Origin of the sequence: Streptomyces sp. NPDC048560 (assembly GCF_040650955.1) — a bacterium.
GTDB lineage: Bacteria > Actinomycetota > Actinomycetes > Streptomycetales > Streptomycetaceae > Streptomyces.
On sequence record NZ_JBEZIJ010000009.1, the window covers coordinates 225,928 to 252,427 of the forward strand.

General features: G+C 70.8%; 20 protein-coding genes. 6 read left to right on the forward strand and 14 right to left on the reverse strand.

The features are described from left to right. Positions 1-40: 40 nt before the first annotated feature. The 3 genes from AB0C82_RS24345 to AB0C82_RS24355 all read right to left on the reverse strand — a co-directional run bounded on the left by AB0C82_RS24345 (position 41) and on the right by AB0C82_RS24355 (position 5,220). Positions 41-1,093: an NlpC/P60 family protein gene (locus tag AB0C82_RS24345; RefSeq protein ID WP_362845623.1), complete on the reverse strand. Its 1,053-nt coding sequence runs from the start codon at positions 1,091-1,093 to the stop codon at positions 41-43. 175 nt (positions 1,094-1,268) lie between these two features. After that, positions 1,269-4,205, reverse strand: a complete 2,937-nt coding sequence (locus AB0C82_RS24350; protein WP_362845625.1) for a BTAD domain-containing putative transcriptional regulator — start codon at positions 4,203-4,205, stop codon at positions 1,269-1,271. Positions 4,206-4,395: 190 nt separating this feature from the next. Continuing rightward, positions 4,396-5,220, reverse strand: coding sequence for a hypothetical protein (locus AB0C82_RS24355; protein WP_362845627.1), 825 nt, complete (start codon positions 5,218-5,220; stop codon positions 4,396-4,398). A gap of 209 nt (positions 5,221-5,429) precedes the next feature. On the opposite strand from AB0C82_RS24355, the gene AB0C82_RS24360 reads away from it, so the two are divergent. Together AB0C82_RS24360 and AB0C82_RS24365 are read left to right on the forward strand one after the other, a co-directional pair. Then, on the forward strand, positions 5,430-5,945 hold the full coding sequence (locus AB0C82_RS24360; protein ID WP_362845629.1) for a hypothetical protein: 516 nt from the start codon (positions 5,430-5,432) through the stop codon (positions 5,943-5,945). 9 nt (positions 5,946-5,954) lie between these two features. After that, entirely contained in the window at positions 5,955-7,145 is a 1,191-nt protein-coding gene (locus AB0C82_RS24365; protein WP_362845631.1) for a DUF418 domain-containing protein, read from the forward strand. 20 nt (positions 7,146-7,165) lie between these two features. Here AB0C82_RS24365 and AB0C82_RS24370 read toward each other — a convergent pair whose 3' ends face one another. Then, on the reverse strand, positions 7,166-7,573 hold the full coding sequence (locus AB0C82_RS24370) for a DUF4913 domain-containing protein (RefSeq protein ID WP_362845633.1): 408 nt from the start codon (positions 7,571-7,573) through the stop codon (positions 7,166-7,168). A gap of 477 nt (positions 7,574-8,050) precedes the next feature. Between AB0C82_RS24370 and AB0C82_RS24375 the strand changes: the two genes are divergently transcribed. Beyond that, complete coding sequence (locus AB0C82_RS24375; protein WP_362845635.1) at positions 8,051-8,809, forward strand: hypothetical protein; 759 nt, start codon at positions 8,051-8,053, stop codon at positions 8,807-8,809. 67 nt (positions 8,810-8,876) lie between these two features. On the opposite strand, the gene AB0C82_RS24380 is transcribed toward AB0C82_RS24375, so the two are convergent. The 8 genes from AB0C82_RS24380 to AB0C82_RS24415 form a co-directional block, all read right to left on the reverse strand. Continuing rightward, positions 8,877-10,670: a TraM recognition domain-containing protein gene (locus AB0C82_RS24380; RefSeq protein ID WP_362845637.1), complete on the reverse strand. Its 1,794-nt coding sequence runs from the start codon at positions 10,668-10,670 to the stop codon at positions 8,877-8,879. Then, a complete protein-coding gene (locus tag AB0C82_RS24385) occupies positions 10,667-12,244 on the reverse strand; it encodes an ATP/GTP-binding protein (RefSeq protein WP_362845955.1) in 1,578 nt (525 codons plus the stop codon). Before AB0C82_RS24385 ends, AB0C82_RS24380 begins: the two co-directional genes overlap by 4 nt. A 239-nt stretch (positions 12,245-12,483) precedes the next feature. Next, a complete protein-coding gene (locus AB0C82_RS24390) occupies positions 12,484-13,977 on the reverse strand; it encodes an SCO6880 family protein (protein ID WP_362845639.1) in 1,494 nt (497 codons plus the stop codon). A gap of 217 nt (positions 13,978-14,194) precedes the next feature. Next, positions 14,195-15,412 carry a hypothetical protein gene (locus tag AB0C82_RS24395; protein ID WP_362845641.1) on the reverse strand — a complete coding sequence of 406 codons (1,218 nt, stop codon included), beginning with the start codon at positions 15,410-15,412 and terminating at the stop codon, positions 14,195-14,197. Positions 15,413-15,443: 31 nt separating this feature from the next. Next, positions 15,444-16,247, reverse strand: coding sequence for a hypothetical protein (locus AB0C82_RS24400; RefSeq protein ID WP_362845643.1), 804 nt, complete (start codon positions 16,245-16,247; stop codon positions 15,444-15,446). A gap of 20 nt (positions 16,248-16,267) precedes the next feature. Continuing rightward, positions 16,268-16,549 carry a hypothetical protein gene (locus AB0C82_RS24405; protein ID WP_362845645.1) on the reverse strand — a complete coding sequence of 94 codons (282 nt, stop codon included), beginning with the start codon at positions 16,547-16,549 and terminating at the stop codon, positions 16,268-16,270. 74 nt (positions 16,550-16,623) lie between these two features. Then, complete coding sequence (locus AB0C82_RS24410) at positions 16,624-16,899, reverse strand: hypothetical protein (protein WP_362845647.1); 276 nt, start codon at positions 16,897-16,899, stop codon at positions 16,624-16,626. Next, entirely contained in the window at positions 16,896-17,549 is a 654-nt protein-coding gene (locus AB0C82_RS24415; RefSeq protein WP_362845649.1) for a DUF6668 family protein, read from the reverse strand. Before AB0C82_RS24415 ends, AB0C82_RS24410 begins: the two co-directional genes overlap by 4 nt. A gap of 203 nt (positions 17,550-17,752) precedes the next feature. On the opposite strand from AB0C82_RS24415, the gene AB0C82_RS24420 reads away from it, so the two are divergent. From AB0C82_RS24420 to AB0C82_RS24430, 3 genes are all read left to right on the forward strand, one after another. After that, positions 17,753-18,571, forward strand: coding sequence for a lytic transglycosylase domain-containing protein (locus tag AB0C82_RS24420; RefSeq protein WP_362845651.1), 819 nt, complete (start codon positions 17,753-17,755; stop codon positions 18,569-18,571). A 98-nt stretch (positions 18,572-18,669) separates the two neighbouring features. Further along, positions 18,670-19,254 carry a sigma-70 family RNA polymerase sigma factor gene (locus AB0C82_RS24425; protein ID WP_362845653.1) on the forward strand — a complete coding sequence of 195 codons (585 nt, stop codon included), beginning with the start codon at positions 18,670-18,672 and terminating at the stop codon, positions 19,252-19,254. A 272-nt stretch (positions 19,255-19,526) separates the two neighbouring features. Further along, entirely contained in the window at positions 19,527-20,045 is a 519-nt protein-coding gene (locus AB0C82_RS24430) for a DUF6328 family protein (protein WP_362845655.1), read from the forward strand. 4 nt (positions 20,046-20,049) lie between these two features. On the opposite strand, the gene AB0C82_RS24435 is transcribed toward AB0C82_RS24430, so the two are convergent. Together AB0C82_RS24435 and AB0C82_RS24440 are read right to left on the reverse strand one after the other, a co-directional pair. Then, positions 20,050-22,518 carry a SpoIIE family protein phosphatase gene (locus AB0C82_RS24435; protein ID WP_362845657.1) on the reverse strand — a complete coding sequence of 823 codons (2,469 nt, stop codon included), beginning with the start codon at positions 22,516-22,518 and terminating at the stop codon, positions 20,050-20,052. A gap of 77 nt (positions 22,519-22,595) precedes the next feature. Next, the coding region (locus tag AB0C82_RS24440; RefSeq protein WP_362845659.1) for a HAMP domain-containing protein at positions 22,596-26,500 on the reverse strand (3,905 nt) is incomplete at its 5' end.

Here is a 26,500-nt window from a genome sequence, read left to right on the forward strand (position 1 = left end):
CCTGAGATGTCCGACGACGCGGCCCGGCGGGTCACCCCCCTCAGGGGCGCTTGTCGGGGCGTACGACCCCGAGGATGTACATGGAGCCCGCGTCGGCGACGGTGATATCCCGTCCCGGGCGGGGTGCGTGGATGATCGAACCGCCGCCGATGTACATGCCGACGTGGCTGGCGTCCTGGTGATAGATGATCAGGTCGCCGGGACGCATGGCCTCGACACCGATGCGTGGCAGCAGCCGCCACTGCTCCTGCGAGGTACGGGGTATGGGCCGCTTCGCAGCCGCCCACGCCTGCGAGGTGAGCCCGGAGCAGTCGTACGAATCGGGGCCCTCGTCACCCCACCCGTAGGGTTTGCCTATCTGTTCGGCCGCGTAGGCGACTGCCTTCTCACCCTGCTCACTCGCCTCCCCCTTGACATCCTTGAGGGAGCCGGACCTCACGAAGGCCGCGTGTGCTTCGTCCGCGGTCTTCTTCTGCATCTCCAGCAGACGCCCGCGTTCCTCCTCCGCAAGCCGCGCTTCGAGCGCTTTCGCCGTCGCGATGCGCTTCTCGATGCGCTTTCGGGCATCCGCTTCGGCCTTTCGGCTGCCCCGAAGCTTCTCCAACTGCCCTTTGGCCGCCTTGGACTTCCTGCGCAGCTCCTCCTGGACACGGGTCTGCTCACGCAGCAGTCCGTCGACGCCGTGCTGGGCACGACGCGCCCGGCCGACCTCGTCCAGGACGTCGTCGGGGTCCGCGCTCAGCAGCAACTGGACGTCGAGGGGCAGGCCACCACTGCGGTACTGGGCGCGGGCCGCCGCGCCCATGCGCGACGTCAGCCGCTCCAGCGCGGCCCTGCCGGCGGCCATGTCCTCGGCGAGGGCGGCCACTCGGGCCGACTGCTTGCCCGCCCGTTCCTCCGCCGCGTTGTACGCGTCCGTCGCGACCTCGGCATCGTGGTACAGCCGGTCCAGTTCGTCGCGCACCTCCGCAAGGGACTTGGGCCGGACGGGGCCGGGCGCCGGAGAGGGATCCGCCGCCGCGCCCTGAGCCGTCGCGGCGACGAGGCAGCATACGAGGGCTGCGACCACCGCCCGGCCACCCCTGACCGGCACTTTTCGTATCACCTTGATGACGCTCCGTCACGTATGGGGGACGTGGAGGTCATGCCGCCGTTCGGCACGACCGGGCGAGCGGGCAAGGACTTCACCCCGCTCGTCCCCACAACGTCCCTGCGGGAGCCGACGGTTCAAGGGGCAGCCGGTCAGCCGGCGCCGTGCCGTGCTGTTATCAGTGCGCCTCGGCCGGCCGGGGCGCGAGCCTTCCGCGGAGACGTCCGGCCTCGTCGGCCATGCCGAGTCTCAGACAGACCACGAGTGTCTGCTCCCAGCAGGCGCGCGCCCAGGACTCGTGCCCCATCAGGGTCAGTGCGTCGCCGAGCATCCGGGTGGCCTGGGCCTCTCCCCGCTCGTAGTTCATCTCCCTGGCGAGGGCGATCCCCCGCTCGGCGTAGCGGGCGGCCATCTGTGGCTGTCCGAGATCCAGGTGCGCCTCGGCGCCCCGGATCAGGTTCGCGCACCGCATGAAGGACTGCCCGCCCGGGCCGAGACGCTCCAGGCACTCCTCGAACCGGCGCAGCGCCTCCGCCGGCCGCCCCAGCCCCAGCAGCACCTGGCCGATGCGGTAGATCGCGTGGATGCGGCCGTGCTGATCGCCGAGGTCCTCGTACAGTTCCAACTGCCGCAGGGCCGTGTCGAGAAGCAACTCGTCCACCTGTCCGAGCCGCACGCACTCCAGGATGACGTTGCCGAGGGCGAGCGCCTCGACGGATCTGTCCCCCGCCGCGCGTGCCGCTCCGACAGCGCGCAGACCCAGTTCGAGGGCGTCGGGTTCGACACCCCCCTTGCTCGCCAGGAGGGCCGCCACGTTCAGCACCATCGCGTGCACGGTGGGGTCGTCGGTCCCCACCGACAGTTCCATCGCGCGGCTGGTCACCTCGTGGGCGCTTCCGAGTTCCTCCACCTGCATCAGCGCTCCCCCGAGCATGTAGCAGATCCGCTGCTCCGCCCTCCGGTCGCCGGCCCGGCGGGCCGCCTCGACCACGGTGCGGGCCACGGGAATCACGTCGCTCCAGCGGTGCTCGGACATCAGCAGCGGGTCGAGGGCCAGCACCAGGTCGGCGGCGCCCGCGGGGGCCGTCTGGGCGATCTGTGCCACGAACTCCAGCGCCGGGGCCAGTTGCCTGGCCCCCCAGGCGCAGGCTTCTCCCTCGTCGGCGAAGGTCATGCCCCGGTGCTCGGTAGGAAGCAGGGACAGGGGGATCTTGTGCCCCGGGCGGATCAGACCGTACGCGTTGCGCGCGGTGGCCAGCAGCAGGTCCAGCAGACCGGTGAGCGCACCCTCACGCGCGGCGGCCGACTCCTCCTCCTGGGCGCGTTGACGCGCGAAGAGCCGCAGCAGATCGTGGAAGCGGTAGCAGCGGCGGGCCGTCGACTCCAGCATGCCGACGTCGACCAGCGATTCCAGGAGCGACTCCGTCAGCTCCGTGGGCCGGCCGAGCACGGCCGCCGCTTCGACGAGTGTGAGGAGGCTGGGCGCCGGGAGGGACAGCAGCCGGAACGCGCGCGCCTGCTCCGCGTCGAGTTCGCCGTAGCCGAGCCTGAAGCACGCCTCGACGCCGAGGCCCTCGATCCGCAGCTCGCTGATGCGCTGCCTCTCGTCCTTGAGCTGGTCGACCGTGTCCGTGACGGTCCAGTCCGGACGGACCGCGAGCCGGCTGGCCACGATGCGCACCGCCAGCGGGTGACCGCCGCACAGATCGACCACCCGCAGGATCGCGAGGCGTTCGCCCTCGGTCCGGGGTCCGCCGAGGATGCGGGCGAAGAGGGACGCGGCCACCTGGGGCCGGAACACGTCCACGCCGACATGCGTGGCACCGGAGAGCGCGGCGAGCGCGGAACGGCTCGTCACGACGGCGGCGCATCCGCCGGAGCCGGGCAGAAGAGGGCGCACCTGTTCCACGTCACAGGCGTTGTCGAGCACGACCAGGACACGACGTCCTGCCAGGACCGAACGGTAGAGCGCCGCCCGTTCCACCAGGCTGTCCGGCATGCTCTGGTCCTTCTCGCCCAGGGCACGCAGGAAGCCGGCGAGTGCGGCCGACGGGTCGGCGGGTGAGCCGTCCGCTCCGCGCAGATCCACGTAGAGCTGCCCGTCGGGGAAGTGGGCGCTCACGGTGTGGGCCGCGTGCACGGCGAGGACGGTCTTGCCCGCTCCGCCCATGCCTGTGAGGACGGCCACCGGTACGGCCGTGCCGGCTGCGCCCGTGAGTGCCGAGGTCACGCGCGAGGTCTCCGCCTCACGGCCGGTGAAGTCGCTGAGGTCGGAGGGAAGTTGGGCGGGCCGTACCACCGATGGACGGGGTTCGGGCGCCGTCCGGGGTGCGCCGAGCGACGGGTCGGCCGCCAGGAGCTGCCGGTGGAGGTCCCGGACCGCGGGGCCCGGTTCGATGCCGAGTTCGGCGATCAGGATGCGCCGGGTGTCGTGGTACACGGCCAGCGCTTCGGCCTGCCGGTCGCAGCGGTAGAGCGAGAGCATCAGCAGTAACCGGAGCCGTTCGCGCAGCGGATGGGCCGCGGCCAGCGTGCGCAGTTCCGGAACGACGTCGCTGTGACCTCCCAGCTCCACGTCCAGTTCGACACGGAGCTCCGTAGCGCTGAGCCGCAGTTCGGTGAGCCGGGCCCGCTCCGCCTCGGCCGAGGCGCCGGGAACGCCGGCCAGTGCGGCCCCGGTCCAGGCGTCGAGCGCGGATCGCAGCACATCTCTGGCGGCCCGGTGGGCGCCTCGGGCTCTGAGCTCCCTGGCCTCGTGCAGCCGCGACTCGAAGACGGTGAGGTCGAGTGCGCCGTCGGGGACATGGACGGCGTAGCCGCCGGCCACCGACACCAGGACACCGGGCGGCCGGCCCTTCGCCCGGTCCGGTTCGAGGAGCGCGCGCAGACGCGAGACGTAGGTCCGCAGCACGGAGACGGCGCCCGTGGGCGGGGCCTCTCCCCACACCGCGTCGACGAGTTCGTCGACGGAGGCCGGCCGGCCCTGCCTGAGCAGCAGCAGCGCCAGTACGGCCCTCTGCTGCGGCGAGCCGAGCGGGACGGCGTCCTCGCCGCGCCAGGCCTGAAACGGACCGAGAACGGTGAACCGGAGACCGGTAACGCCCTTAGTTTCCATTGGTGTTCGCGCCCCCCACAGAAGCGATGCTCTGGGGGACGTTAGCGGTCAGATGAACTGCCGTGAGGGGGGCGTCTTCAGCAGGTTCGCCGCCGCGTGGGCGCAGTATGACTTTACAGTCGTATATGTCCGCGTATTCGAAGTGCCGGGCAGAGCGACGGTGAGGTGATCATCACAGAGCGCACGTGCCCTACGACATATCCGTTACCCCTTGCCCGTCCGCACACTCCTCGGCTTCCGGGCCCGCGAAGTACTGCCTGACCAGGCGCATCGCCTCGATGTGCGGGGTGCCCAGCCGAACGTTTTCCGCCAGATGCCCCCACAGGTGCAGGAGTTCGCGGCCGTGCGCCGCGACGGACCGTTCGTCGACCAGCCGCTGCCACGCGGCCGTCGCCCGCAGCACGTCGTCGGCGGCGCGCGCGTCCCCGAGCCCGCAGCGAATCCGGGCGACCCCCACGGCCAGTGACGTGGCCAGTGGGTGGTCGCCGGCGAGGTGGGCCACGTACGCCTCCATCGCCCGCGCCTCAAGTGCCTGCGGATGTGCGGGCCCGTGGTCACCGGCGAGGCACTCGCGCAGTGCGGCGGCGAGGGCGCCCGCGTGTTCTGTGTCCCCTCCGTGGACGGCTTCCCTGATGCGGTCGACGTGCTCGGCGAGCGGGGCCGGGACGGGTTCCTCGCCGACGGTGGGAACGGGGCTCAGGTCCTCGTTCTCCCGGGAGCCTGGGTCGGGCTCGGGGTCGGGGATGCGGCTGGAGCCGTCCGGTGCCACTTCGATACGCAGGGTGGAGGCTGCCGGCCGGTCGAAGACGGTGGCCCGCACCGGCCCCCGGTGGTCGCGCGCGTGGCGTTGCAGGAGGTCGAGGATCGCCTCGTGCACGGACTGCCCGGCGCCGGCCTCGACGCGCTCGCCGTCGACAACGGCCGCGTGCTCGTCGGAGACGTACACGTCGAAGAGCAGGGGGGCGAGCACGGGATCCGACGGGGCGGGGCGGTCGAGGGCGGTGAGCTCTGGCATGCGGGAATCCCTTCGCCGGGCGTGAACGGGGGCTGTTGCGGTGCGTGTTCAAGCTCCTCGACGGATGTGCGGCTCTTCCGGTTCAAGGGGATGGGAAACAGCCGGAGCCGGGATCCGCGTCCGGGATTGAACCGCGGGCCGGGCCGGGTGCGTGGTGGCTGTCCGACGACGGCCGTACGGCCCCGGAGACCGAGACGTGGAGGCACATCGTGGCTGACCTGGAACAGCGGGAGGACCGTGCGCGCGAGTGGGGAGCGACGGGTTTCGTCCCCTGGCTGATGACCCTGATGATCCTTACCCCCTTGGCCCTCGCCGCCGTCTGGCTGGGCGGGAGCCTGGGGGTCGCACTGGTCGGTGACGGCTGGAATCCGCCACCGTTCACCCTGGAATCCCTGTACGCCCTGGTCGACGGCGGAACGGCCGCGCTGTGGCCGGGAGCGCCGGCGGGGGCGGTCGTGGCCGGCGTCGCCACCCTGGCGGGCGCGCTGTTCGGCGTGGCCGCTCTGGGGTTCTTCGCGGCGGACCCGGTACTCGCGTCCGTCTCCGCCCGCGGGGCGTCGCGGGCCCGTGTCTCCGGGGAGGAGGGCGCGGGCGCCGCCCCCCTGCCGGTTCCGGTCCGCCGTGCCGAGGACGCCGGTACCGCCTCCCCGGCCGGGCAGGCGGCGCACGTGCCCTCGCCGGACCGGAGCCCCGGCGCCCGGGTCCCGGCCCCTTACGCCTCCTGAGCCACGCGCGTGCCCGCACCCCCCGGATCCGTCGTCGCCCCACGGACGGCCCGGATCCATGACATCGACGTGCTGCGCGGCTTCGCCCTGCTCGGCATCCTGCTCGTGAACGCGCAGCTCATGGCCGGCCCCGCCACCTCGCCCGGCGGCGGGGCCGCTGCCGGGCTCGCTGACCGGGCGGCCGCCTGGCTGGTGACGGCCCTGGCAGCCGGCAAGTTCTACCTGCTCTTCTCGTTCCTGTTCGGCTACGGCTTCACCTTGCAGCAGCGCTCCGCCGCGCGCTCGGGCGTCGCGTTCGGGCCCCGTCATCTGCGCCGGACCGTCACGCTGTTCCTGCTCGGTCTCACCCACGCCGTACTGCTGTACCCGGGCGACATCCTGATGACGTACGCGACGCTGGGGCTCGTACTGTTCGCGCTCCGTGCGGTGCCGCCCCGTACCCTGCTGCGGATCGCGGCCGGGCTCCTCGGCACGCTCACCGTCCTGTTGCTCGCGTACGGGCTGTTCGCCCTCGCGCTGACCGGAACAGGGAGCACCGAGGACGTCGCCGCCTCGACGGCGAGAACGGTGGCGGCGTACCGGGGCGGGCCCGGCTCGGTGATCCTGACGAACCTGGAGCTGCTCCCGGAGTTCCTGGCCGCGAACATGCTCTACTCCGCCGATCTGCTTGCGGCGTTCCTCGTCGGCCTCGCCGCCGGCAGGTGGCGGGTGCTGTCCGAATCCGACCGCCACCGGGACCGGATGCGGCGCATCGTCCACCTCGGGCTGCCCGTCGGGCTGACCGGCGGGCTCTTCATGGCCGCGTGCACCCACGGCCCCCTGGACAGCGGCTGGTTCCACATCGGCCGGGCTGCCGGCGTCCTCACGGCTCCCGCCCTCACGGCCGCGTACGCCTGCGGGCTGCTCCTGCTCGTACGCACCCCGGCGGGCCGCAAGCTCGCCTCGGGGCTCGCGCCCGCCGGAAGGATGTCGCTGACGAACTACCTGACGCAGTCGTTCGTCCTCGCCCTGGCCTTCACCGGATACGGACTCGGTCTGTACGGCGGGATCGGCACCGCGACCGTACTGGCGGGCTGTCTGGTGCTGTACGCCGCCCAACTCGCCCTCAGCGCCGTGCTGCTGCGCCACCACCGCAGCGGCCCGGTGGAGTTCGTCCTGCGCGCGGCGACCCGGGGCGGCCCCCCGCGGCGGTCGCGGTAGCCACCCCGGTCACCCGCCGGTCAACCGTCGTAGGCGTCCGTCACCGGTACGTCCTTGGGCCGGTGCGCCCCGGGCTTGCAGCCGGCGAACGGACCGGAGGGATCCCGCAGGGCGGACATGACGTGCGTGAGGTAGTCCCGGTGCCAGACGGCGGGGCCGGTCAGTCCGGCCCCCGGGTCGGTGAGCTCCTGCCAGGCCATCCACAGGCCGTAGAGCTGCGCCACAGCCTCCTCGTGCTCCCACCACCGGGCGCACCAGGGGGCGGACGAGGTGGTCTCCCTTCCGTAGACCGGGATCAGCAGGTGCTTCACCCACCGGCTGAGGAGAGTCAGCGCCTCGTCGTGCATCGGACCGTCCAGATACACGATGAACTGCGGTCCCTGCTGTGTTCTCCCGGCCGGCTCGGCACTCTCGACGGCACTGGTCATCCGGGTCGCCTCCCGCTCGTTGATGGGCACATCGGTGATCAATACCGGCACTACGCACGGGGCGCTGGGAGCGGTTCATTCCGGGCCGTCGGAGCGGGCCACCCGTTGAACCGGAATGGCCGGCTGTCCGTCGTGAGAATGCACACCGGCTCACGGACACAGACGGAGGCACACATGCCGGCCATGCACACGAGCCGGGCCGGCGGCGCGCCCCCGCAACGGGCGAGGGAAGGGCTGGAGCGAATCGGCCAGCGGTCAGCGGCGGACGCGGCCGGTTTCACCGTCAGGAACATCAGCGAGCACCTCGACGAATTCGCCCCGGCTGGGGGATGCCGCGCATCTGACGGTTGCGCATCACGGAGCCGGTGCGGGATCACCGCGGCAGCCTCCACCGTCCCGCCCGGGGCGGTCACCGTCCGTCAAGTCCGCCGCGCACAGTAGCCGAGCCGCACGTACACGCAGAGAGGGAACACCGCCATGACCGGCCAGGAACAAGACGGGGGCATCGCAGCGATCGGTCCCGACCCCGCGAAGACGGCGATGGAGTTGATTCTCCAGGACCTCCTGGAGCTCCTGGAGCGCCAGAAGCGCGAGGCGCAACGCAGACCGGCCCTGCCGGAGGAACCTGCCCCCGCGCAGCGGAACGAGGCCGGCGGCCCCGGTACGCAGGACACCCCGGCGGTCACCGATACCGAGAAGCTGATCGCGTACATCATCCAGGAGGTCCTGAAGAGAATGTCGCCACCGGGTCAGCAGCCCGGACTCCAGCAGGCGCCGGTTCAGGCGCCTGAACGGTTCGACCAGCTGTACGCCGAGGAGCACCAGGGCAAGGTGTCTGCCATCGCCCAGGCGGTGGAGACGGTGCTGGCGGAGAACCCCGAGTTGCGGAAGCTCTACGAGAGCGGCCGACTACCCAGGACTCAGCGGTTCGTCGAGCACGCCCGAGCGCACGCCGGCAACACCACGAGCGAGCAGCACCTGGCCTCGGACGCCGCCACCCTGAAGTCGCCCACGACGAGCGGTGGTTCCGAGAAGCTGGAGGGTGAGGTCGAGGATGACCTCGACTACCTGGTGGTCGAAGTACCCCTCAAACGATCCAAACGGTCGGCTGCGGCAGGTCTCGTCAGCCCCGATCTTCCGGCATCCCCCGCACAGACGGACAGCGACGCATCGCGTCAGCAGGTGCCCCCCAAGCCCGCCATGCCGAACGGACCAGCCCCGGTGCCTGGCCGCTGAACGACCGGATCGGGCGGGAGCACCCTCTCCAGGGTCCTCCCGCCCATCCGTCGCGTCCGCACCGGCTTCACACGGACTCCAGCGCGTCCCCCGCCTCCCCCGCCTTCGTCAGCTCCACCTTCGACCACGACTGCGCCGCCCGGTCCGTGATGGCCGCCACCTCCGCCTTCGCCGCCGCCGAGATACGGCCCGCGTCGGGCTCCTTGTACCAGGGGCGGAGCCGGATCAGTGCGGGCCGTAGACCGGTGGCCAGCAGCAGTGCAGTGCCCTTCGGCAGTGCCCGTATCCGGTCCGGTGGCAGCAGCTGCTCCTGGCGGTAGGAGGTGGAGCGCGAGGAGCCGTCCCTGCTCCTGGAGACGCTGACGGTGCTCACGTCGTGCTGGCCCACGAGCTTGGAGATCTTCTCCACGAAGTCCGCGTCGTCCAGACCCGCGCCCAGCAGCTTGACCGTGGCCGCGCTCCACAGCGCGTCCATTCCGGCGTCGCCCCATACGCGCGCGCCCTGGCGATAACTCTGCAGCAGGGTCACGACGTTGATGCCGCGCGAGCCGAAGTGGCTGTAGAGGTCGGGGAGATCGGCGATGCGGCAGACGTTCGCCGCCTCGTCGAGCACCGCCGTCATCGGCGGGTCCAGCCGGCCGCCCATCCGCTCGGCGGCGACGACTCCCGCCCTCATGGTGGCGTCGGCGAGGCCGGCGATCACTCCGGCCGCCGAGCCTCCGCCGTCCTTGGACAGCAGGTAGAGCGTGTCGCGGCCGAGCACGTGCTGCTCCGGCCGGAACTGCTGTACGCCGGGGTCCCGGGTCACCCAGGCCAGGATGTCCGGGTCAAGGAGACACGAGACGCACTGCCTGGCCGTCTCGTAGATGCCGTCCCGGGTCTCCACCGCGCCGCGTACCGTGCCCTGCAACTGCTCGGCCATGGCGGCCAGTCCGGCCTCCCGGAGCAGGTCGATCGGGGTACGGTCTGCCGGGTCGGCCAGCCAGCCCAGCAGATCGGTCACCGGTGCCCGGCCGCGTGCCGCGGCAAGGAACAGTGCGGTCAGAGTGTTCTGGGCGGCCGAGATCCAGAAGTCCTTCTGCGAGGCGTCGTCGTTGACGGAGGCCACGAAGTGGCCCGCCAGCCGACGGGAGCCCTCGATGGTGACGCACTCGGCGAGCATGTCCCACCACATCTCACGCGGGGTGTGGGCGATGCCCTGCGGATCGAACGTCCAGACCGTGCCGGTCTTCGCCCGCTCGGCGCGGGTGACGGCGTACACATCCGACTTGTTCGACGTGAGCAGCACGGCGCCACGGGCGCGCAGCACCCTCGGGATGGCGATGCCGGTGGACTTTCCCGCGCGTGGCGCCATGAGGTCGAGTTCCACGTCCTCGTACGAGGAGCGCAGTTCGGGTCCGGAGGGCTCCAGGTCACCGAGGAGGTTCCCGGTCTCGTCGGGATGGAGTTCCTTCATTCCGTTCAGGGTCGGACGCAGTTCGCGGGCGCGTGCGGCGATTCCCTTGGGTCCCATGGAGGCGAGTTCCTTCCGCCCGGCGAGGCCGGGCGGGTGGGCGCCACCTCCCCGAGTCCGCACAACGGCCCGCACGGCCGGGACGGTCAGGGCGGCGAGCACCGCGAACAGGCCCACGATGCCTCCGTACACACCGTACGGAGAGGCGCCGGGCCAGAGCCGGTCCGCTCCCTCAGTGACCAGCGTGCCGAAGGTCGACATGACGAAGGGCGGCGGATTCCAGCCCGCTCCGGTGACCGCCGCGCCCAGTGTGCCGCCCAGCCAGGTCACCCCGAACAGAGCGAGGGACACACCCGCCATGCCCACGATCGCCCACGGGGCGAGGTCGCTGCCCGGCCGCCCGCTCATGCGGGCCACCCGACGGCCTGGGCGGAAAAGTCGACGGCGGGCCGCGACAGGTCGACGGCGGGGCCGAGGTCTTCGAGGGCGGGCCCCGGACCGTTGGCGAGGACCGCCGCTTCGGCGGAGGCCCGCTCGGCGGCACGGGCTTCGGCGTAACCATTCGACGTCCAGCGGGTGTTGGTGTCGTGCAGCCCCCTTTCGGTGTCGGTGATCGCGACCTTGATCGGGATGCCGGGGCGTCCGCCGACCTTGATGAGGAACCGGCCGCGGCCCGGCGGTTCCTCGTCGGCCCCGGTGCTCGCCCAGCCGGGCGGCGACGACCAGGAGGAGACCAGCTCGATCTCCCGCTGCGACAGACCCACCACCCGGCCCAGGTCCTCCATCTCGGCCCTCGGGAGGCCGGCGACGACGACCATTCCGGCGCGCTCGACGAATCCCCGCGCCTTGGCCCGGTCCGAGTCGGTGCCCAGCGCCTCGGCGTCCTTGAGCGTGTGGGTGATCTTGGCGTCACCCAGGCCGAGCGACCGGTTGAGACGGGTCAGGGCGTCGATACGGTCGACGATGCCGGACGCGGCGCGCAGCGGGCGCCACAGCTCGTCGAGGACGGTGAAGAACCAGCGCCGGGGCGCGAGCCCCGCGTCGGCCAGCGCGTGCGAGGCGGCGACCGTGCCGAGACCGTCCGACCAGGCGGCGAGCATCGCCGCCGCCGTCAGCTGTGTGTCGGCCTCGCCGATACGGGAGATGTCGATGCACACCGCCGTGGCGTCCGGGTTGATGTGCGTGGAGGTCTCCGAGGCGAAGGTGCCACCCAGCGGCCCGTCCAGGATGCCGAGCAGGGAGCGGTGCAGGGGATCGACCGCGTCCCGGTACCTGGCGTCGTCCCCCCGGTCCAGCGTGACCGCGCGCACCCGCGCGGGCCCTTCGTCGAGCACCCGGAGCAGGTCGGGCAGGAGCAACGTGCGCCCCTTGGGCGTGCGTTCGCGCAGATGGTGCAGGCATACGGAGAGCACCGACTGCTCGTGGTCGTCCATGGGCCTGCCGCGCACGATCGTGATCAGAGCGGCCACCATGTTGAGGACCCGGCCATGGGTCTCGGCGGCCAGTGCCTGGCCCGCGTCCCCGCCGATGCGCTCCGCCGCGGCCCCCATCGCGCCCGGATCCAGGACGTTGATGCCGCCGACACCACGCCCGATGGAGATCACCTGGCCACCGAGGGCCCGCACGGTGTCCGCGTAGTCCGGCTTGAGGTCGCCGAGCACCAGCGGCACGACACCCGTCGCGGAGAGCCCGATGAGCATCCGGTTGATCAGCGTCGACTTCCCCAGGCCCGGCATACCGAGCATGAAGAGGGAGGGGTTGGAGATGTACCGGGCGCGGGTGAACCAGGACAAGGGGTCGCCGCACACCGTCGCCCCGGTGAACATGTGCTGCCCGAGCGGTACGCCGCTCATGGGCGCCCCGGAACCGGCGGCGAACGGCCAGAGTCCGCACGCCTGCACGCTGGTGGCGCGCCACATGGTGGGCGGATCCAGGTAGCCGACCCGCCCGCCGCCCGGGCCGGCCCACCCCCGGGAGGGCACGTACGCCTCGCGAGCCGGGCGGGCGGCCCGCCCCTTGCCCCCGGCCTTCGCCTTCCCGGGCTTTCGCGGCGCCTCGGCTGCGCCGCGGCGCTTCCGGCTCTGCTCGGGACCGGTCTCGTCCGGCCCGGCGGCGTCCGCGTCCGCGAACGACATCCGGCTCAACGCGGTGGTGGCGCCTGACGGGGCGGGCGGCCAGTCGGCGCCCAGGTCGAGGACGCGCACCGAAGGACGGTCGGCACTCACAGTGCCTCCTGGAGCTCGTGCGGGATCAGCGTCTGCTCCCACGGAAGGATGCCGACGGGCAGGGTGCAGCTGAACGCGGCGGCCTGCATCCGGTCGGCCGGGCGCATGGAGATACGGGACGAGGCAAGGAGATTGCGTACGGTCACGTCGGCCTCGTCGAGCTGGCTCGCGGAGTCGACCGTGACGGTGAACATCATCGAGAACTCGACCAGTCCCGCACCCGACGCCTCCTCCGCCGCCGTCTGTTCGGCCGCCCGCACCTCGGAAGCCGCCCTCGCCTGCACCATCCCGCGGCCGGACGTGGCCATGAACTGGGCGCTGCGACGGTCCGCTTCGACGATCCGCGCGGAGGTGGCCGGGTCGATGGGCCGGTAGAGGAGCGCGACCCGCTTGCGCCGGGTCCCCGGTGCGGCCTCCAACATGCTGCGCAGTACGCCGGAGCGCACCGTGCCGCGGGGGGCCAGGGTGAGAAGCCAGCTCCGCGAGTAACCGGAGTCGTGCTGGTAGGACTTGACCGACTCCACACAGGCGGATGGACCTGCGTCGTCCCACTCCAGTCCCGTACCTCCGTGCTGGGCCCGTGCGCTGAGTACGTCCGCCGCCACTGCCGGGTCGTACGCGACCCGTACGACTTCGGCGATCCGCTCGGCGGAGAGCGGGTACGCGGCCCCTCCGCCCGCCCCGACAAGTCCGGTGAGCAGACCGGGAATCCGGATGGCGAGGTCGTTGACGACGTCCTCGTGCCTGCGCTTCTGCCCCGGCGGGACGCCGTAGGTCAGGGTGATGTAGGTGTGCATCTCGGAGGAGGCGGAGGGGTAGCGCTCGACGACCTCCTCCATCACGGCCCGCGCGGCCGGCGGGGCGTCCGCCGTGATCCGGGGCAGGACCTCGGAGGCCAGCCGGGTACCGGGGTCGGGTGCGGTCTCGACGACGACCGACGCACCCCGCAGCCCCGGCTCGTGCGAGAGCCTGGCCAGCCACTCGCCCCACATCGCCACCCATACGTCGACCTGGTCGGGGTCGACCAGGGAACCGCCGTCCGGCTCGCAGCCCAGCACGACGGAGTAGAGGTTGCGGTGGCGGTGGTGCAGGACGCCGAACGGACGGTCGTACGCGTCCCGTCCCTCGCCGGCCGTCACCCGGTTCAGGAGACCGGGCGGCCGGAAGCGCCCGCCAGGGCGCTGCGACAGCGGCCCGGAGACGTATACGTGCGCGCCCTTGGACTTACGGCGCAGCCAGCCGATGCGCAGGGTCAGCAACTGGTACAGGTTGCGGCCGTCCTGGGTGCGCAGCGCAAGCGGTGTGAGTACGACGACGAGGGGGACGAACATCACCAAGGCGGCGAGCAGTGAGATCAGCGACGAGAGCAGCACCACGACGAGCCCGCCGAAGACACCGACCGTGCCGATCAGACCGAGTGGGCCGAGTCCCGGACGCCTGGGGCGGCGCCAGTTCCCGTAGGTGGGATGCGTAACGGCTTCCGTAGCCATGGTTCTGGTTCCTTCCTGAGTGGTGTGGTCGGGCCGAATGCCCGGTGGGGCCCAGGGCCCTTCGTCGGATGAGGCCGGATCCGGGATGGGGGGGCCGGTGCGTGCGGCCGCCGGGCGGAGGACCGAGGCGGCGCGGAGCGTCTGTGAGGGACGACGACGCCGCAGGTGCGCGCACCGGAACCTCCGCTAGCCGACATGGTCCGAATGACGGGCGGCCCTAGCGGTTGTGGCCCGCGTCCCCGTCGGCGCCGTCCAGGGCTCCGCTCGCGATCCGCCCCGCGCCTTGGGCGGCGGCCATCGCCGCGCCCAGGGCGGCGCCGGCCGGACCGGCGGCGGCAGCCGCACCACCGGCAGCACCCGCGCCGCCGGCCGTAGCGGAGCCGACAGCTCCACCGGCACCGGCCGCGCCTGCGCCGCTCTGCTGACCGGCCGCGGCGGCGCTCCCGGCGCTCTGCTGACCGGCCGCTCCCGTGCCGCCCGCGCTTCCCGGCGCACCGGCGCTGCCCCCGGCCGAGGGAGCTCCCGAGGGTCCGGACTTCCCTGCCGGTCCGCCCCCGCCGGCGCTACCGCCTCCGGAGGCGACGGACTTCGCTCCGGAGGCGACCGCGCCGCCCACGGCCGACACGCCCTCCCCCACTCCGTTCCCGCCACCGAGCGCCGCGGTCGCGGGCACGATGAGTTTGAGCAGGGCCGGCAGCGCGACGGCGGAGAGGAGCATCACGCCGATACCGGCGATGCGTTCCTGGATGCCGTTCGCCTGGTCGTTGGCGATCATCGCGGAACCCGCGTACATGACGAGGCCGGCTGCCGGTTTGTACAGCAGCCAGGCGATCATCCAGCCGATGTGCTTGCGCCACCAGCCGTTGCCCCAGTCCGTCATGGACGCGGCCGCGGCCAGCGGGAGCGTGCCCAGCAGCACGATCATCACGCCGAGGCGGATGTAGAGCAGGATCGTGTGCAGGATGGCGGCGATCAGCAGCAGGAAGGCGAGGACGAGCAGCAGGAACGACTCGATACCCGTGGAGTCCTGGCACCCGACGTTCTGCCTGAGCTGCTCGTGCACCGCCTCGTCGAAGAGGAAGTCGGCGTACCGGTCGGAGAGGCGCGCCAGCATGGTCACCACCGTGGTCGCCGCACCGGCCACGAGAATCACTCTGAACAGACCTTTGAGCGCGGTCGTGCCGGCTTCCCCGCGGCGTTCGATCGCCATCCGGATCGCGGCGAAGATCAGCGAGCCGACCGCCGTGTAGATGACCACCCACTGCGTCTGGTTGTTGACCTTCTGCGCGGTCGTGGTCGACGAGAGCGTGGGAATCGAGACGGTCAGTTCACCGAAGGCCGCGATGGCCGCAGCGAGTACGGCATTGGCGATGCCCGACACGATGGTGCCGATCGGGTCGTCCAGGAAGTCGAAGAAGCCCGTGATCGCGTCCACCAGCGGGTCACCTGTGGGGCAGGAGGGCACGTCACACCTCCCACATGGTGAATCCGTTGTTACCCGTCACGGTCGTCAGCGAGGTGTAGAGCGAGCCGTTGGTCCTGGGCTGCACCTTCCAGTCACCGCCGTCCCAGGTCACGGTGACGAAAGTCGTTCTGTAGCCCCCTGAACCGTTCCTGATGAGGAGTTGCACCGTGGCGGCGTCCCGGGAGTACGAGCCGAGCGCGAACCCCGCGTAGGTACCTGCCGCGCTTCCGTTGCCGGCCGATTCCAGGACGGTGCTCCGCTGAGCGACGAACAGGTCCCGCCCCCGTCCGGCCACGATCTGCCGGTCGGTGACGGCGCGCCAGTCCTTGCCGCTCATCCGGGCGGGAATCACGTGGGCGGCCAGCACCGCGCCCAGGGGCGTGCGGGCGAAGCACCACATGACCGCGCCGCTGGTCCGGACCGGGCCCGCCGAGACTGACACGGGAACCTTCGACATGCCCAGCGAGCGCCACCGGAGATCCTCGGGCGACGCCGAGGGAGGCGCCTGGTCGCTGTCATCGGTGAGGCAGCCACCGGGCCGCCCGGCCCCGGTCTCGCCGGCACCGGCTTCCTCGACACCGGCCTCTCCGCGACCGGGCTGACCGCCCTTGGGCGCGGCCGAGGACAGCGTCCCCTTCCGGGCGGGGCCGTCCTCCCGGGCGGACGAAGTGTCGTCCCCCGTCGACAACCAGGTGATCCCCGATACGACGAGTGCTATGGCGAGAAAGGCCGCGGAGAGGAGCCATGCCTGCTGGTTCCAGAACGGCTGCTCCGTCCCGGTGTCTCTCTGGTGACGTCCGAACATGATGTCCGCCCCCTTCTCGTCTACTTGAAGACGAAGGTGACGAGCGGACCCGCGGTGGCCACCAGCACACATCCGCCCAGCACCATGCCGAGGCGGCTCATGTGCTCGGAACTCTCGCCGCGCTTCATGGAGATGGCCATCATGGCGCCGGTGATCAGGACACCCGCCACGCCCGCGGCGGTACCCGCCCAGGCGGCGATGCCGAGTATCACGTCGACCTTGTCGGTGAGCGCCTTCGGAGCACTGCTTTTCGGGGTCGGCACCTTCGATGTCTGGAGGAGCGAAGGGATGAGCGATTTCATGGTTGTCTCCTGCGAGGTCGTGCGCCACCGACCGGCGGCGATATGAAAAAGGGAGGGCCCGGAGAACCGCTGGGTCAGAGCGCGAGCGAGCCGAGGGAGGACACGATCGGCCCGGCCGTGGAGGCCAGGACGCAGGCGAGCATGACGAAGAAGAGCCCGCGGAAGTGTTCGCCGCCCTCCCCTGGCTGACCACTGCGCAACTGGAGCGCCATCAAGGTGCCGACCGTGATGACACCGCCGACTCCGGCGGCCGAGGCGCACCAGGCGAGAAGGCCGAGAATCTGCTCGCCCTCGGGGCCGGGTGAGAAGGTGGCGGCGAGCGCGGCCCCCGCCTGGTCGATGCGGGTCACCGCAGCTCACCGGGCCCCTCAGGGCGCGTTCCGGCCAGCGCGCCCAGCCGGAACAGCTCCTTGGGGAGCTTCCTCGTCTCCTTGCCCAGCCGCCAGGACGAGATCCACGGGAGCCGCCGTACGGGTGCCGCGGACCTCAGAATCCGGACCCGGTTGGCGAGTACGAAGGGGAGACGGCCGGGCGCGTCCGCGACGAGCACCAGCGCCACGAGCTCCATCCCGGCGGGATGCCGGCCTTCACGGAGGGCGTTCAGGGCCCGGGACGCCGCTCGCATCCCGTCGGCATGGGTGCGGGCGACCAGCATCACGCGGGCGGGTTCGCCCCGGGACGGGTCGGGCCACGCGCACCCGAGGTCGGTGCCGCCGAGCACCCGGGCGAGGGTGCTCGCGCCGGCACCGCCGTGCGCACCGACCCAGCCGAGCCCCGCACCGGACAGGGTCCCTTGCCGCTTCCGGCGAGGGCGCTGCGGCTGCGTCGGCGTGGCCGTGAGCGCCTGCGTCCGCGTCGGCGCCTGTGTAGGCGTCAGCTTCGGCACCGGGGCCTGTGCGGGCGCGTGCGTCCGCTGCGTTGCGGGCGGACGCGTCTGCGGATCCGTAGGCCCCCGTACCCACATCTGCGGGCCGGTGGGCTCCGCTGAAGGGACAGTCATGCGTGTCCCACCCTCTCTTCCCACGTCGTTTCGTTCTCGTTTGAACTGGTCTGCTCCAGAACCCGTTCTCATCCTTCGAGACCGTCGAGCTCCGTCAGACAGCCACAACGCGAGCCCGCCCGGAGCGGTTCAAGGTCTCGGCGACTCATTTCGAACAAACGGCCGCAACGGTCGCGAGCGACAGGAGAGAGCGTGATCAGCTCATGAGTTCCGACGGTCCCGGCAGCACGGCGAAGATCGCCATGGGCACAGCGGGCGCCCTCGGCTGCCTGACCTCACCGGTCGTACTTCTCGGCACGGTCGTCGTCGTCATCGTCATCGGCGGGCTCGGCGTGATCCTGGCCCCGCTCATCCTCCTCGTCCAACTGTTCGGAGGCGGCGGCTCGGACCCGGCCATCGAGGCCGAGAAGGTCATGGAGGTGTTCCAGGGGGACGGGAAGGGTGAACTCGACCCGGCTCAGGTGCCGTCCGACCTCCTGGAACCGATCAAGGCAGCGGGCGCGCTCTGCGAGGCGATCGGTCCGGTGGTGATCGCCGCGCAGCTGGAGCGCGAGTCCGACTTCGACCCGAATCTGGTCAGACCCGACGGGGCGCAGGGGATCTCGCAGCTGCCCCCGGCGGTCTTCACCGAGCTCGGCACGGACGAGAACGACAACGGCAAGGTCTCGGCGTTCGACGCGGACGACTCGATCATGGCCCAGGGCCGCCACATGTGCGCTCTGGCCGGCGAGGTGCGGATCCTCATCGACAACGGCCAGGCCATCGGCACCGTGCTCGACCTGACGCTCGCGGCGTACGACGCGGATATCGACGCCGTACGCCAGGCCGGCGGCATCCCCACCACCAACCAGTCACAGGGCTATGTCGTGGGAATCCGGGCGCTGCTCGCGAAGTACGAGGGAATCGGAGCGCCACCCACGTCCTTCGCCCCCACACCGACGCCCACGTCCCCCACCACGGTCCCCACCCCGAGCGAATCTCCGAGCGAATCGCCGAACGAGTCCCCGAGCGCTTCGCCGTGACATGTACGAGCCGTCAATCCTCCGTCAACGCCCCGTGGACGCCGCCCCCCGAGACTCCCGACGACGGAGAGCAGCAGTGCCGACCCTGGGGGTACACGATGCAATGGTCCTTGATGGGCTCGGGCGAGTCGCGGGACAGCAAGGAACGAGGCGTGCGGGCGCTGTACGAGGAGCAGGCCAACCCGCTCTACGCGTACGTCCTGCGCCTGGTCGGCGGCGACCGCCACCGGGCGGAGGACATCATCCAGGAAACACTCTTGCGCTGCTGGAGCAAGCAGGACCTGAGCCTCGACGCGTCACAACTGCGGCCCTGGCTCTTCCGGGTGGCCCGCAACCTGGTGATAGACGGCCATCGGCGCCGCCTCGCCCGCCCCTGCGAGATCGACGGCAGCAACTGGCTGCGCGAGATGTCGGCGGACGCGGACGAGATCGAGAACGTGCTCTCGTCGGTCGTGGTCGGCGAGGCGTTCAAGGCGCTCTCGGAGTCACACCGGGAGGTGCTGTACGAGACGTACTTCGTCGGCAGGACCACCCAGGAGGCGGCGGTCGCCCTTGCCATCCCCCACGGAACGGTCAAGTCCCGCGTCTACTACGCCCTCCGGTCCCTGCGCCTGGCCCTGGAGGAACGCGGCGTCGTGACGGCCACCGCCTCGCAGCAGCCGGCCTCTTCGGCGAGCGGCTGAATCTGTCAGGAACGCTGAGGCCGTGGACCGGCGCTCTTTCGCATCCGGACTCGTCGGCGCCCTGGCCGGTGCGGCACGTCCGCGACGTGCCGCGCGCCGGCCGCAGCGAGTACTCCTGCGGATGGGCGGCGGCGTACGGGGTATCCGGAGAAGCGTCCTGGTCGTCCAGGGGAAACGACGGGCAGGAAGACCCCTGGGCGAGCAGGACTCATGACCCGTGGAACGAGCGACTCGAAGCGCCGGCAGTGGCGCCCTGAGGAAAGAAGGACGACGTGGCGGATCTCCAGAAGTCCGACGACAGACGGTCGACCGGGGCGGACAGCCGGGGGAGGTCCGCCGGTCGGGACGAAACGGCTGCCGAACGCGCCGACCGGCGCTGGGCGGAACTGCTGCAGGAGGTGCGAGTGGCGCAGACGGGTGTGCAGATCCTGCTCGCCTTCCTGCTCAGCGTCGCCTTCACACCCCGCTTCACGGAACTCGGCGACACGGACCGCACGATCTACGTCGTCACCATCGTGCTCGGTGCCGCCGCCACCGGCGCACTCATAGCGCCCGTGTCCTTCCACCGCTTCGTCAGCGGCCAGCAGATGAAGCCCGAAGCGGTTGAGTGGGCCTCTCGCCTGACGGTCACGGGGCTGCTCCTGCTCCTGTGCACCATCATGTGCGCGCTGCTGCTCATACTGCGGGTGGTACTGCACCAGTCCGCGGCCCAGTGGATCGTTTCGGGCGTATTCCTGTGGTTTCTGGCCTGCTGGGTCGTTCTTCCTGTCTGGGCGCGTTGGAGCAAGTAGATCCTCAGGACACCTCGATGCCGATGAGGCAGGTGTCATCGTCCGTGTCGGACCTGCTGTGTGTGAGCAGGCGGTCGAGCCGGCGCTCAAGGGTGGCCGCAGGGGCCTGCGCAGTGGCGAGCAGCTGCGTGAGGGACTCCTGGACGACGGTGTCTCTGCGTTCGATGAGGCCGTCGGTGTACATCAGCAGCGTGTCGTGGGGCTCGAGCTGAATCTCGGTCTCCTCGTACTCGACATCCGCGAGGGCCCCCAGGAGCAGCCCGCTGGGCAGAGGCAGCGTGGTGGCTTCCTGCCCCCGTACCAGCACCGGCGGCAGATGCCCTGCCCTGGCCCAGCGCAGGACGCGGGTTTCCGGGTCGAAGAGGCCGCATACCGCGGTGGCGGTGACGTGTTCGGTGAGGTGGTGTGCCACCAGGTTCAGCCAGGACAGCAGCTGGCCCGGGCCCGCGCCGGTGACGGCGAGACCGCGCATGGCGTTGCGCAGGACCACCATGCCGGTGGCCGCTTCGATGCCGTGACCGGCGATGTCGCCGACGCACAGCAGTATCCGCCTGGACGGCAGGACGACGGTGTCGTACCAGTCACCACCGACCAGGGAATCCGTCTCCGCCGGCCGGTAGCGTACGGCGATCTCCAGGCCGGGGGCGTCGATCGGCACCCGGGTCGGCGGCATGATGGCGTGCTGGAGTTGCAGGGCAAGTCGGTTGCGCTCTGCCGACTCCTGTTCGGTGTGGGCCAGTTGGTCCCGGGTCGCGGCGAGCGCCACTTCCGTCCAGTGCTGGGAGGAGATGTCCTGGTAGGCGCCGCGCACCGCGAGGAGCCGGTCGTCGGAGTCCAGGACGGGTTCGGCGATGACCCGGATGTGGCGGGTCACTCCGTCGGGGCGCATCAGGCGAAAGGCCGTCGACGCCGGGCGCCGGTGGTGGAGGACGGCCCGCAGGAAGCGGCCGATGGCGACAGCGTCGTCCGGGTGCGCGTGGCCGGTGAGATCCCGCAGAGACACCGGGTACTCGGTGACAGGTCTTCCGTACAGGGCGAAGAGCTGCCCGTTCCAGGTGATCTCGCCCGTGACCAGGTTCTCCTCGAAACCGCCGATACGGCCGAGGCGCTGGGCGTGCTGCAGCAGACTGGCGAGCCGGGCCGTCTCGCTCTCGATACGCCAGATGAGCAGCACGCTGCCGCCGTGCCGGCTGATGCTGAGGTCGGCGACGGCCGCGAGCGGAATCTGGTCGACGAGGGCGGTGAGCGTCATCCGCGGCGCACGGAACGGCTCACCTGTGGCGTAGACGCGTTCGACCTTTTCGAAGAGTTCACTGTCGCCGACGGCCATGGGATAGGCCTCCAGCAGCAGCGCCCCGTTGACGGCGCTGCGCGGACGTCCTGCCGGGTCCACGAAGTTGCTGTTCGCGTGGCGGATGCGGAAGTCGCTGAGCTCGCCTTCCGCGTCCATGTGGGGCGTAAGGACCAGCGCGGGGTCGTACAGCCCGTCGGAGAGAGCCACCAGCTCCGAGACATCGGCCGGTTCCTTCGCGGAGGGCGGATGCACACCGGCGGACGGGAGGCATTCGAGCGTGTGCGCACACAGCTCGGCGAGGGCTTCGATCTGGTGCACGACCGCCGGTGACTGCGGCGTGAGCGGCCGGGGCCAGCAGATTTCCAGTACGCCGTGGATTCGGCCACCGGTCCCGGCAGGCAGTGCGACACGGCCGCCGCCCGGAGCCTGTGTGTGGCCGATGGAGGGAATGCCTGCTTCGGCGAGCGAGTAGAGCCGGACGGTGCGGCGCTCGCTGAGTGCTTGGCGCGCGACTGTTGCGACTCCGGGCGGTACGTACCGCCAGCGCCCCGCTTCGTCTGCGCTGAACCCGGCGTGGCCGCGGAGCGTGAGGGAGGCGTCCGAACCGGCCGACCAGACGGCGACGGCCGTGGCTCCCAGCGGTGCCAGTGCGTGTTCGAGCAGGGATTCGGCGACGGCTTGGGTATCACCGGCGGCCAGCGCGGCGCTTTCGGCCGTGCGCATCCGCACGGCGACGGACGAGCCGCCCTCGCGGCGTCTGGCACCGCCGCTGGTCCGCTCGACGAAGTCACGCGCGATGAGGGTGACTTGGTCACGGGCCGACTCGTTGATGATGTCGGCTGCCAGCTCCAGCTGTGACAGACCGGTCTGGTCGGCGAGTTCGGTGAGCTGTCGCGTTGCCTGTGCCGGCCCGCACTGGAGCCGCTCGATCAGGATTCCCTTGGCGAGTTCGACCAGGGCGCGCCCGTCGGCCGCGGCCTGCGCCGCCCGCACCTCTCCGCGAAGCCGTTCGACGGTGGCGGCCAGCCGGCCGATTTTCGAGGTCTGGCCGGACGAGGGCTCGTCCCCCGGCGCCGGGCGGTGCCTCACAGCAGCCTCGGAAGCGGTCGCCGACTCCGCGCGGGGGGCGGGCAGCGCCTCGTCCGCGACGAGTTCTCCGTCGTGTTCAGGAGTGCTCATGGTGCTGCCGACTCCTCTGGGTCAACGCTGATGGGGCAGGGGAACATCTGTCGGGACTCCGCGAAAGCCGCCTTGTTTCAGTGGTCGTTCAGCCATCGACGGACGACGGCGATGAGGTCGTCGGCATCCAACGGCTTGGTGACGTAGTCGTTGGCGCCGGATGCGAGACTCTTCTCCCGGTCCCCCGGCATCGCCTTAGCGGTGACCGCGATGATGGGCATGTGCACGTGCGCGGGCATCTGCCGGATCGCGGCGGTCGCCTCGTAGCCGTCCATCTCCGGCATCATCACGTCCATCAGGATCAGGTCGATCTCCGGGTGGGCGGCAAGTGTCTCGATGCCCTTGCGGCCGTTCTCGGCGTGCAGGACCTGAAAGCCGTGGAGCTCCAGGATGCCGCTGAGGGCGAAGAGGTTGCGGGCGTCGTCATCGACCACGAGCACCGTACGGCCGCGCAGACCGGCGTCGATGACCGCAGGAGTCTGCTGACGGCACTCCTCGGTCCGCCGCACCAGGGGCACGACGGCGCCCGGCCTCTCGGCCGACAGGTGAAGCGCGATGCGTTCGCGCAGTTCGTCCAGGCTGGAGAGCAGTTCCAGCGGCCGCTCGTGTGCACGGGACTGGAGCGCCTCCTCGTGCCCTGCCTCCAGACGGCGGATGTTGTGCGCGAGGACCGGGACGTTCCTGAGTGCCGCGTCTCCGTCCATCGCGTCCAGGAAGCGCAGGGCTTCGCCGTTGGCCATGTCCAGTTCCAGGACCACGCAGTGGAACGGCTCGGCGGCAAGGGCGCCCGCAGCTTCCTGCGAGCCCAGTGCCGCCCTGACCTCGATGTCCTCGCGGTCGGTGAACTCGTGACCGCCGGCGAGCTCGTCCACCGCGCTCTGCGCGACGAGGGAGAGCAGACCGCCCGGACGCTCCTCGATCACCAGCAGCCGGCGCGCCTGGCGCGGCTGAGCGTCCTTGGTCGTCACGGCACGCTGTCCGCTCCTGAGCGGCTCGGACTCCACCTCGTACCCGGCCGTGACGGTCGGTGCGTCGGCCGTCGCCGCCCGGAAGTCGGCGCGCGCGACGGGGAGGTAGAGGGTGAAGGTGCTGCCCTGGCCGGGGGTGCTGTCGACCGTGAGGGCGCCGCCGAGCATGTGCGCGATCTCGCGGCTGATGGACAGACCGAGCCCGGTGCCCCCGTACTTGCGGCTGGTGGTGCCGTCCGCCTGCTGGAACGCCCCGAAGATGGCCTCCAGCTGCTGCTCGGCGATGCCCACGCCGGTGTCCTTGACGCGGAAGGCCACGACGGCGCCGCCACGGTGGACGGGGCCGGGAAGCTCACCGGCGGCTGCCGGTTCGATACGCAGCTCCACGCTGCCACGTTCCGTGAACTTGACCGCGTTGGACAGCAGGTTCCGCAGCACCTGGCGAAGCCGGGAGTCGTCGGTGAGCAGTTCGGCGGTCACACCGGGTGCTGTGGTGATCGCGAAGCCGAGGCTCTTCTGCGTCGTCATCGGCCGGAAGGTGGCCTCGACGTAGTCGAGGAGCTGCCGCAGCTCGACGCGCTCCGGATGGATGTCCATCTTGCCCGCCTCGACCTTCGACAGGTCGAGGATGTCGTTGATCAGCTGGAGCAGGTCGGACCCTGCCGAATGGATGACTCCGGCGTACTCGACCTGCTTGGCCGTGAGGTTGCGGTTCGGGTTCTGGGCGAGCAGCTGGGCGAGGATCAGGAGGCTGTTGAGGGGGGTGCGCAGTTCGTGGCTCATGTTGGCCAGGAACTCCGACTTGTACTTGGAGGCCAGCGAGAGCTGCTGGGCACGGTCCTCAAGCTCCTGCCGCGCCTGCTCGATCTCCAGGTTCTTGCCTTCGATGTCGCTGTTCTGGGCGGCGAGCAGGGCGGCCTTCTCCTCCAGTTCCGCGTTGGAGCGCTGGAGTTCCTCCTGCTGGACCTGCAGTTCCTCGGAACGCGCCCGCAGTTCACCGGCGAGCCGCTGCGATTCTCCGAGCAGCTCGTCGGTGCGGGCGTTGGCGACGATGGTGTTGACGTTGACGCCCACCATCTCCATGAGCTGGTCGAGGAAGTCCCGGTGTACGGCGGTGAAGGCCGTGAAAGAGGCAAGCTCGATGACACCGAGGACCTGGTCGTCGACGACGATCGGCAGCACGATCAAGCTGCCCGGCGCGGTGCGGCCCAGCCCGGAGGAAATGCTCACGTAATCGCCCGGCACTCCTTCGGCGGCGATGGTTCGGCGGCTGCGCGCCGCCTGGCCGACCAGGGATTCACCGAGCTTGAAGCGGTCACGTCCGGCGCTGCCGGCGGGACGCCCGTACGAGCCGACGAGCCTGAGCTCGACGCCGTCCGGCGTTTCGCCGGCGAGGTAGAAGGCGCCGTACTGGGCGCTGACCAGCGGGGTCAGCTCGTCCATGACCAGCTCACCGACCACTGCGAGGTCGCGATGCCCCTGCATCAGGCCGGAGATCCGGGCCAGGCTGGACTTCAGCCAGTCCTGTTCCTGGTTGGCCCGGGTCGTCTCGCGCAGGGAGCCGACCATCGAGTTGATGTTGTCCTTGAGTTCCGCGACCTCGCCGGAGGCGTCGACGGTGATCGACCGCGTCAGATCGCCCTCGGCCACGGCGCTGGTGACTTCGGCGATGGCCCGCACCTGGCGGGTGAGGTTGCCGGCCAGCTCGTTCACGTTCTCCGTGAGGCGCTTCCACGTACCGGATACACCTTCGACCTCGGCCTGCCCGCCGAGCCGGCCCTCGCTGCCGACCTCGCGGGCGACGCGGGTGACCTCGGCCGCGAAGGACGACAGCTGGTCGACCATCGTGTTGATCGTCGTCTTCAGCTCAAGGATCTCGCCGCGGGCGTCGACGTCGATCTTCTTGGACAGGTCGCCGTTGGCGACGGCGGTGGTGACGAGGGCGATGTTGCGGACCTGCCCGGTCAGGTTGTTCGCCATCGAGTTGACGTTGTCGGTGAGGTCCTTCCAGGTGCCCGCCACGTTCGGCACCCGGGCCTGGCCGCCCAGCTGTCCTTCGGTTCCGACCTCGCGTGCCACGCGGGTGACCTCGTCGGCGAACGCGGACAGGGTGTCCACCATGGTGTTGATGACCTCGGCCAGTGCGGCGACCTCGCCCTTGGCCTCGACCGTGATCTTCCGCGACAGGTCACCGCGCGCGACGGCGTTGGCCACGTCGGCGATGGAGCGCACCTGGCCCGTCAAGTTGGAGGCCATCACATTGACGTTGTCGGTGAGGTCCTTCCAGGTTCCGGAGGCGCCCCGCACGGTCGCCTGCCCGCCCAGGTTGCCCTCGGTGCCCACGTCGCGGGCGACGCGGGTGACCTCGTCCGCGAACCCGGACAGCTGGTCGACCATCGTGTTGATGGTCTCCTTGAGCTCCAGGATCTCGCCCCGCGCGTCGACGCGGATCTTCTGGGTGAGGTCTCCCTGGGCGACGGCCGTCGTGACCTCGGCGATGGAGCGCACCTGAGCGGTCAGGTTGTCGCCCATGACGTTGACAGACTCGGTGAGGTCCTTCCACGTGCCGGAGACCCCCTTGACGTCGGCCTGCCCGCCGAGGCGCCCTTCCGTGCCGACCTCTCGCGCGACGCGGGTGACTTCGTCGGCGAACGCGGACAGCTGGTCGACCATCGTGTTGATGGTGTTCTTCAGCTCCAGGATCTCGCCCCGCGCGTCGACATCGATCTTCTGCGACAGATCACCCTGGGCGACAGCCGTGGCGACCTGCGCGATGGAGCGCACCTGAGCGGTCAGGTTGCCCGCCATGAAGTTCACGGAGTCGGTCAGGTCACGCCACGTGCCGGAGACCCCCTTGACGTCGGCCTGCCCGCCGAGGCGTCCATCAGTGCCCACTTCGCGGGCGACCCGGGTGACCTCGTCGGCGAACGCGGACAGCTGGTCGACCATCGTGTTGATGGTGTTCTTCAGCTCCAGGATCTCGCCCCGCGCGTCGACATCGATCTTCTGCGACA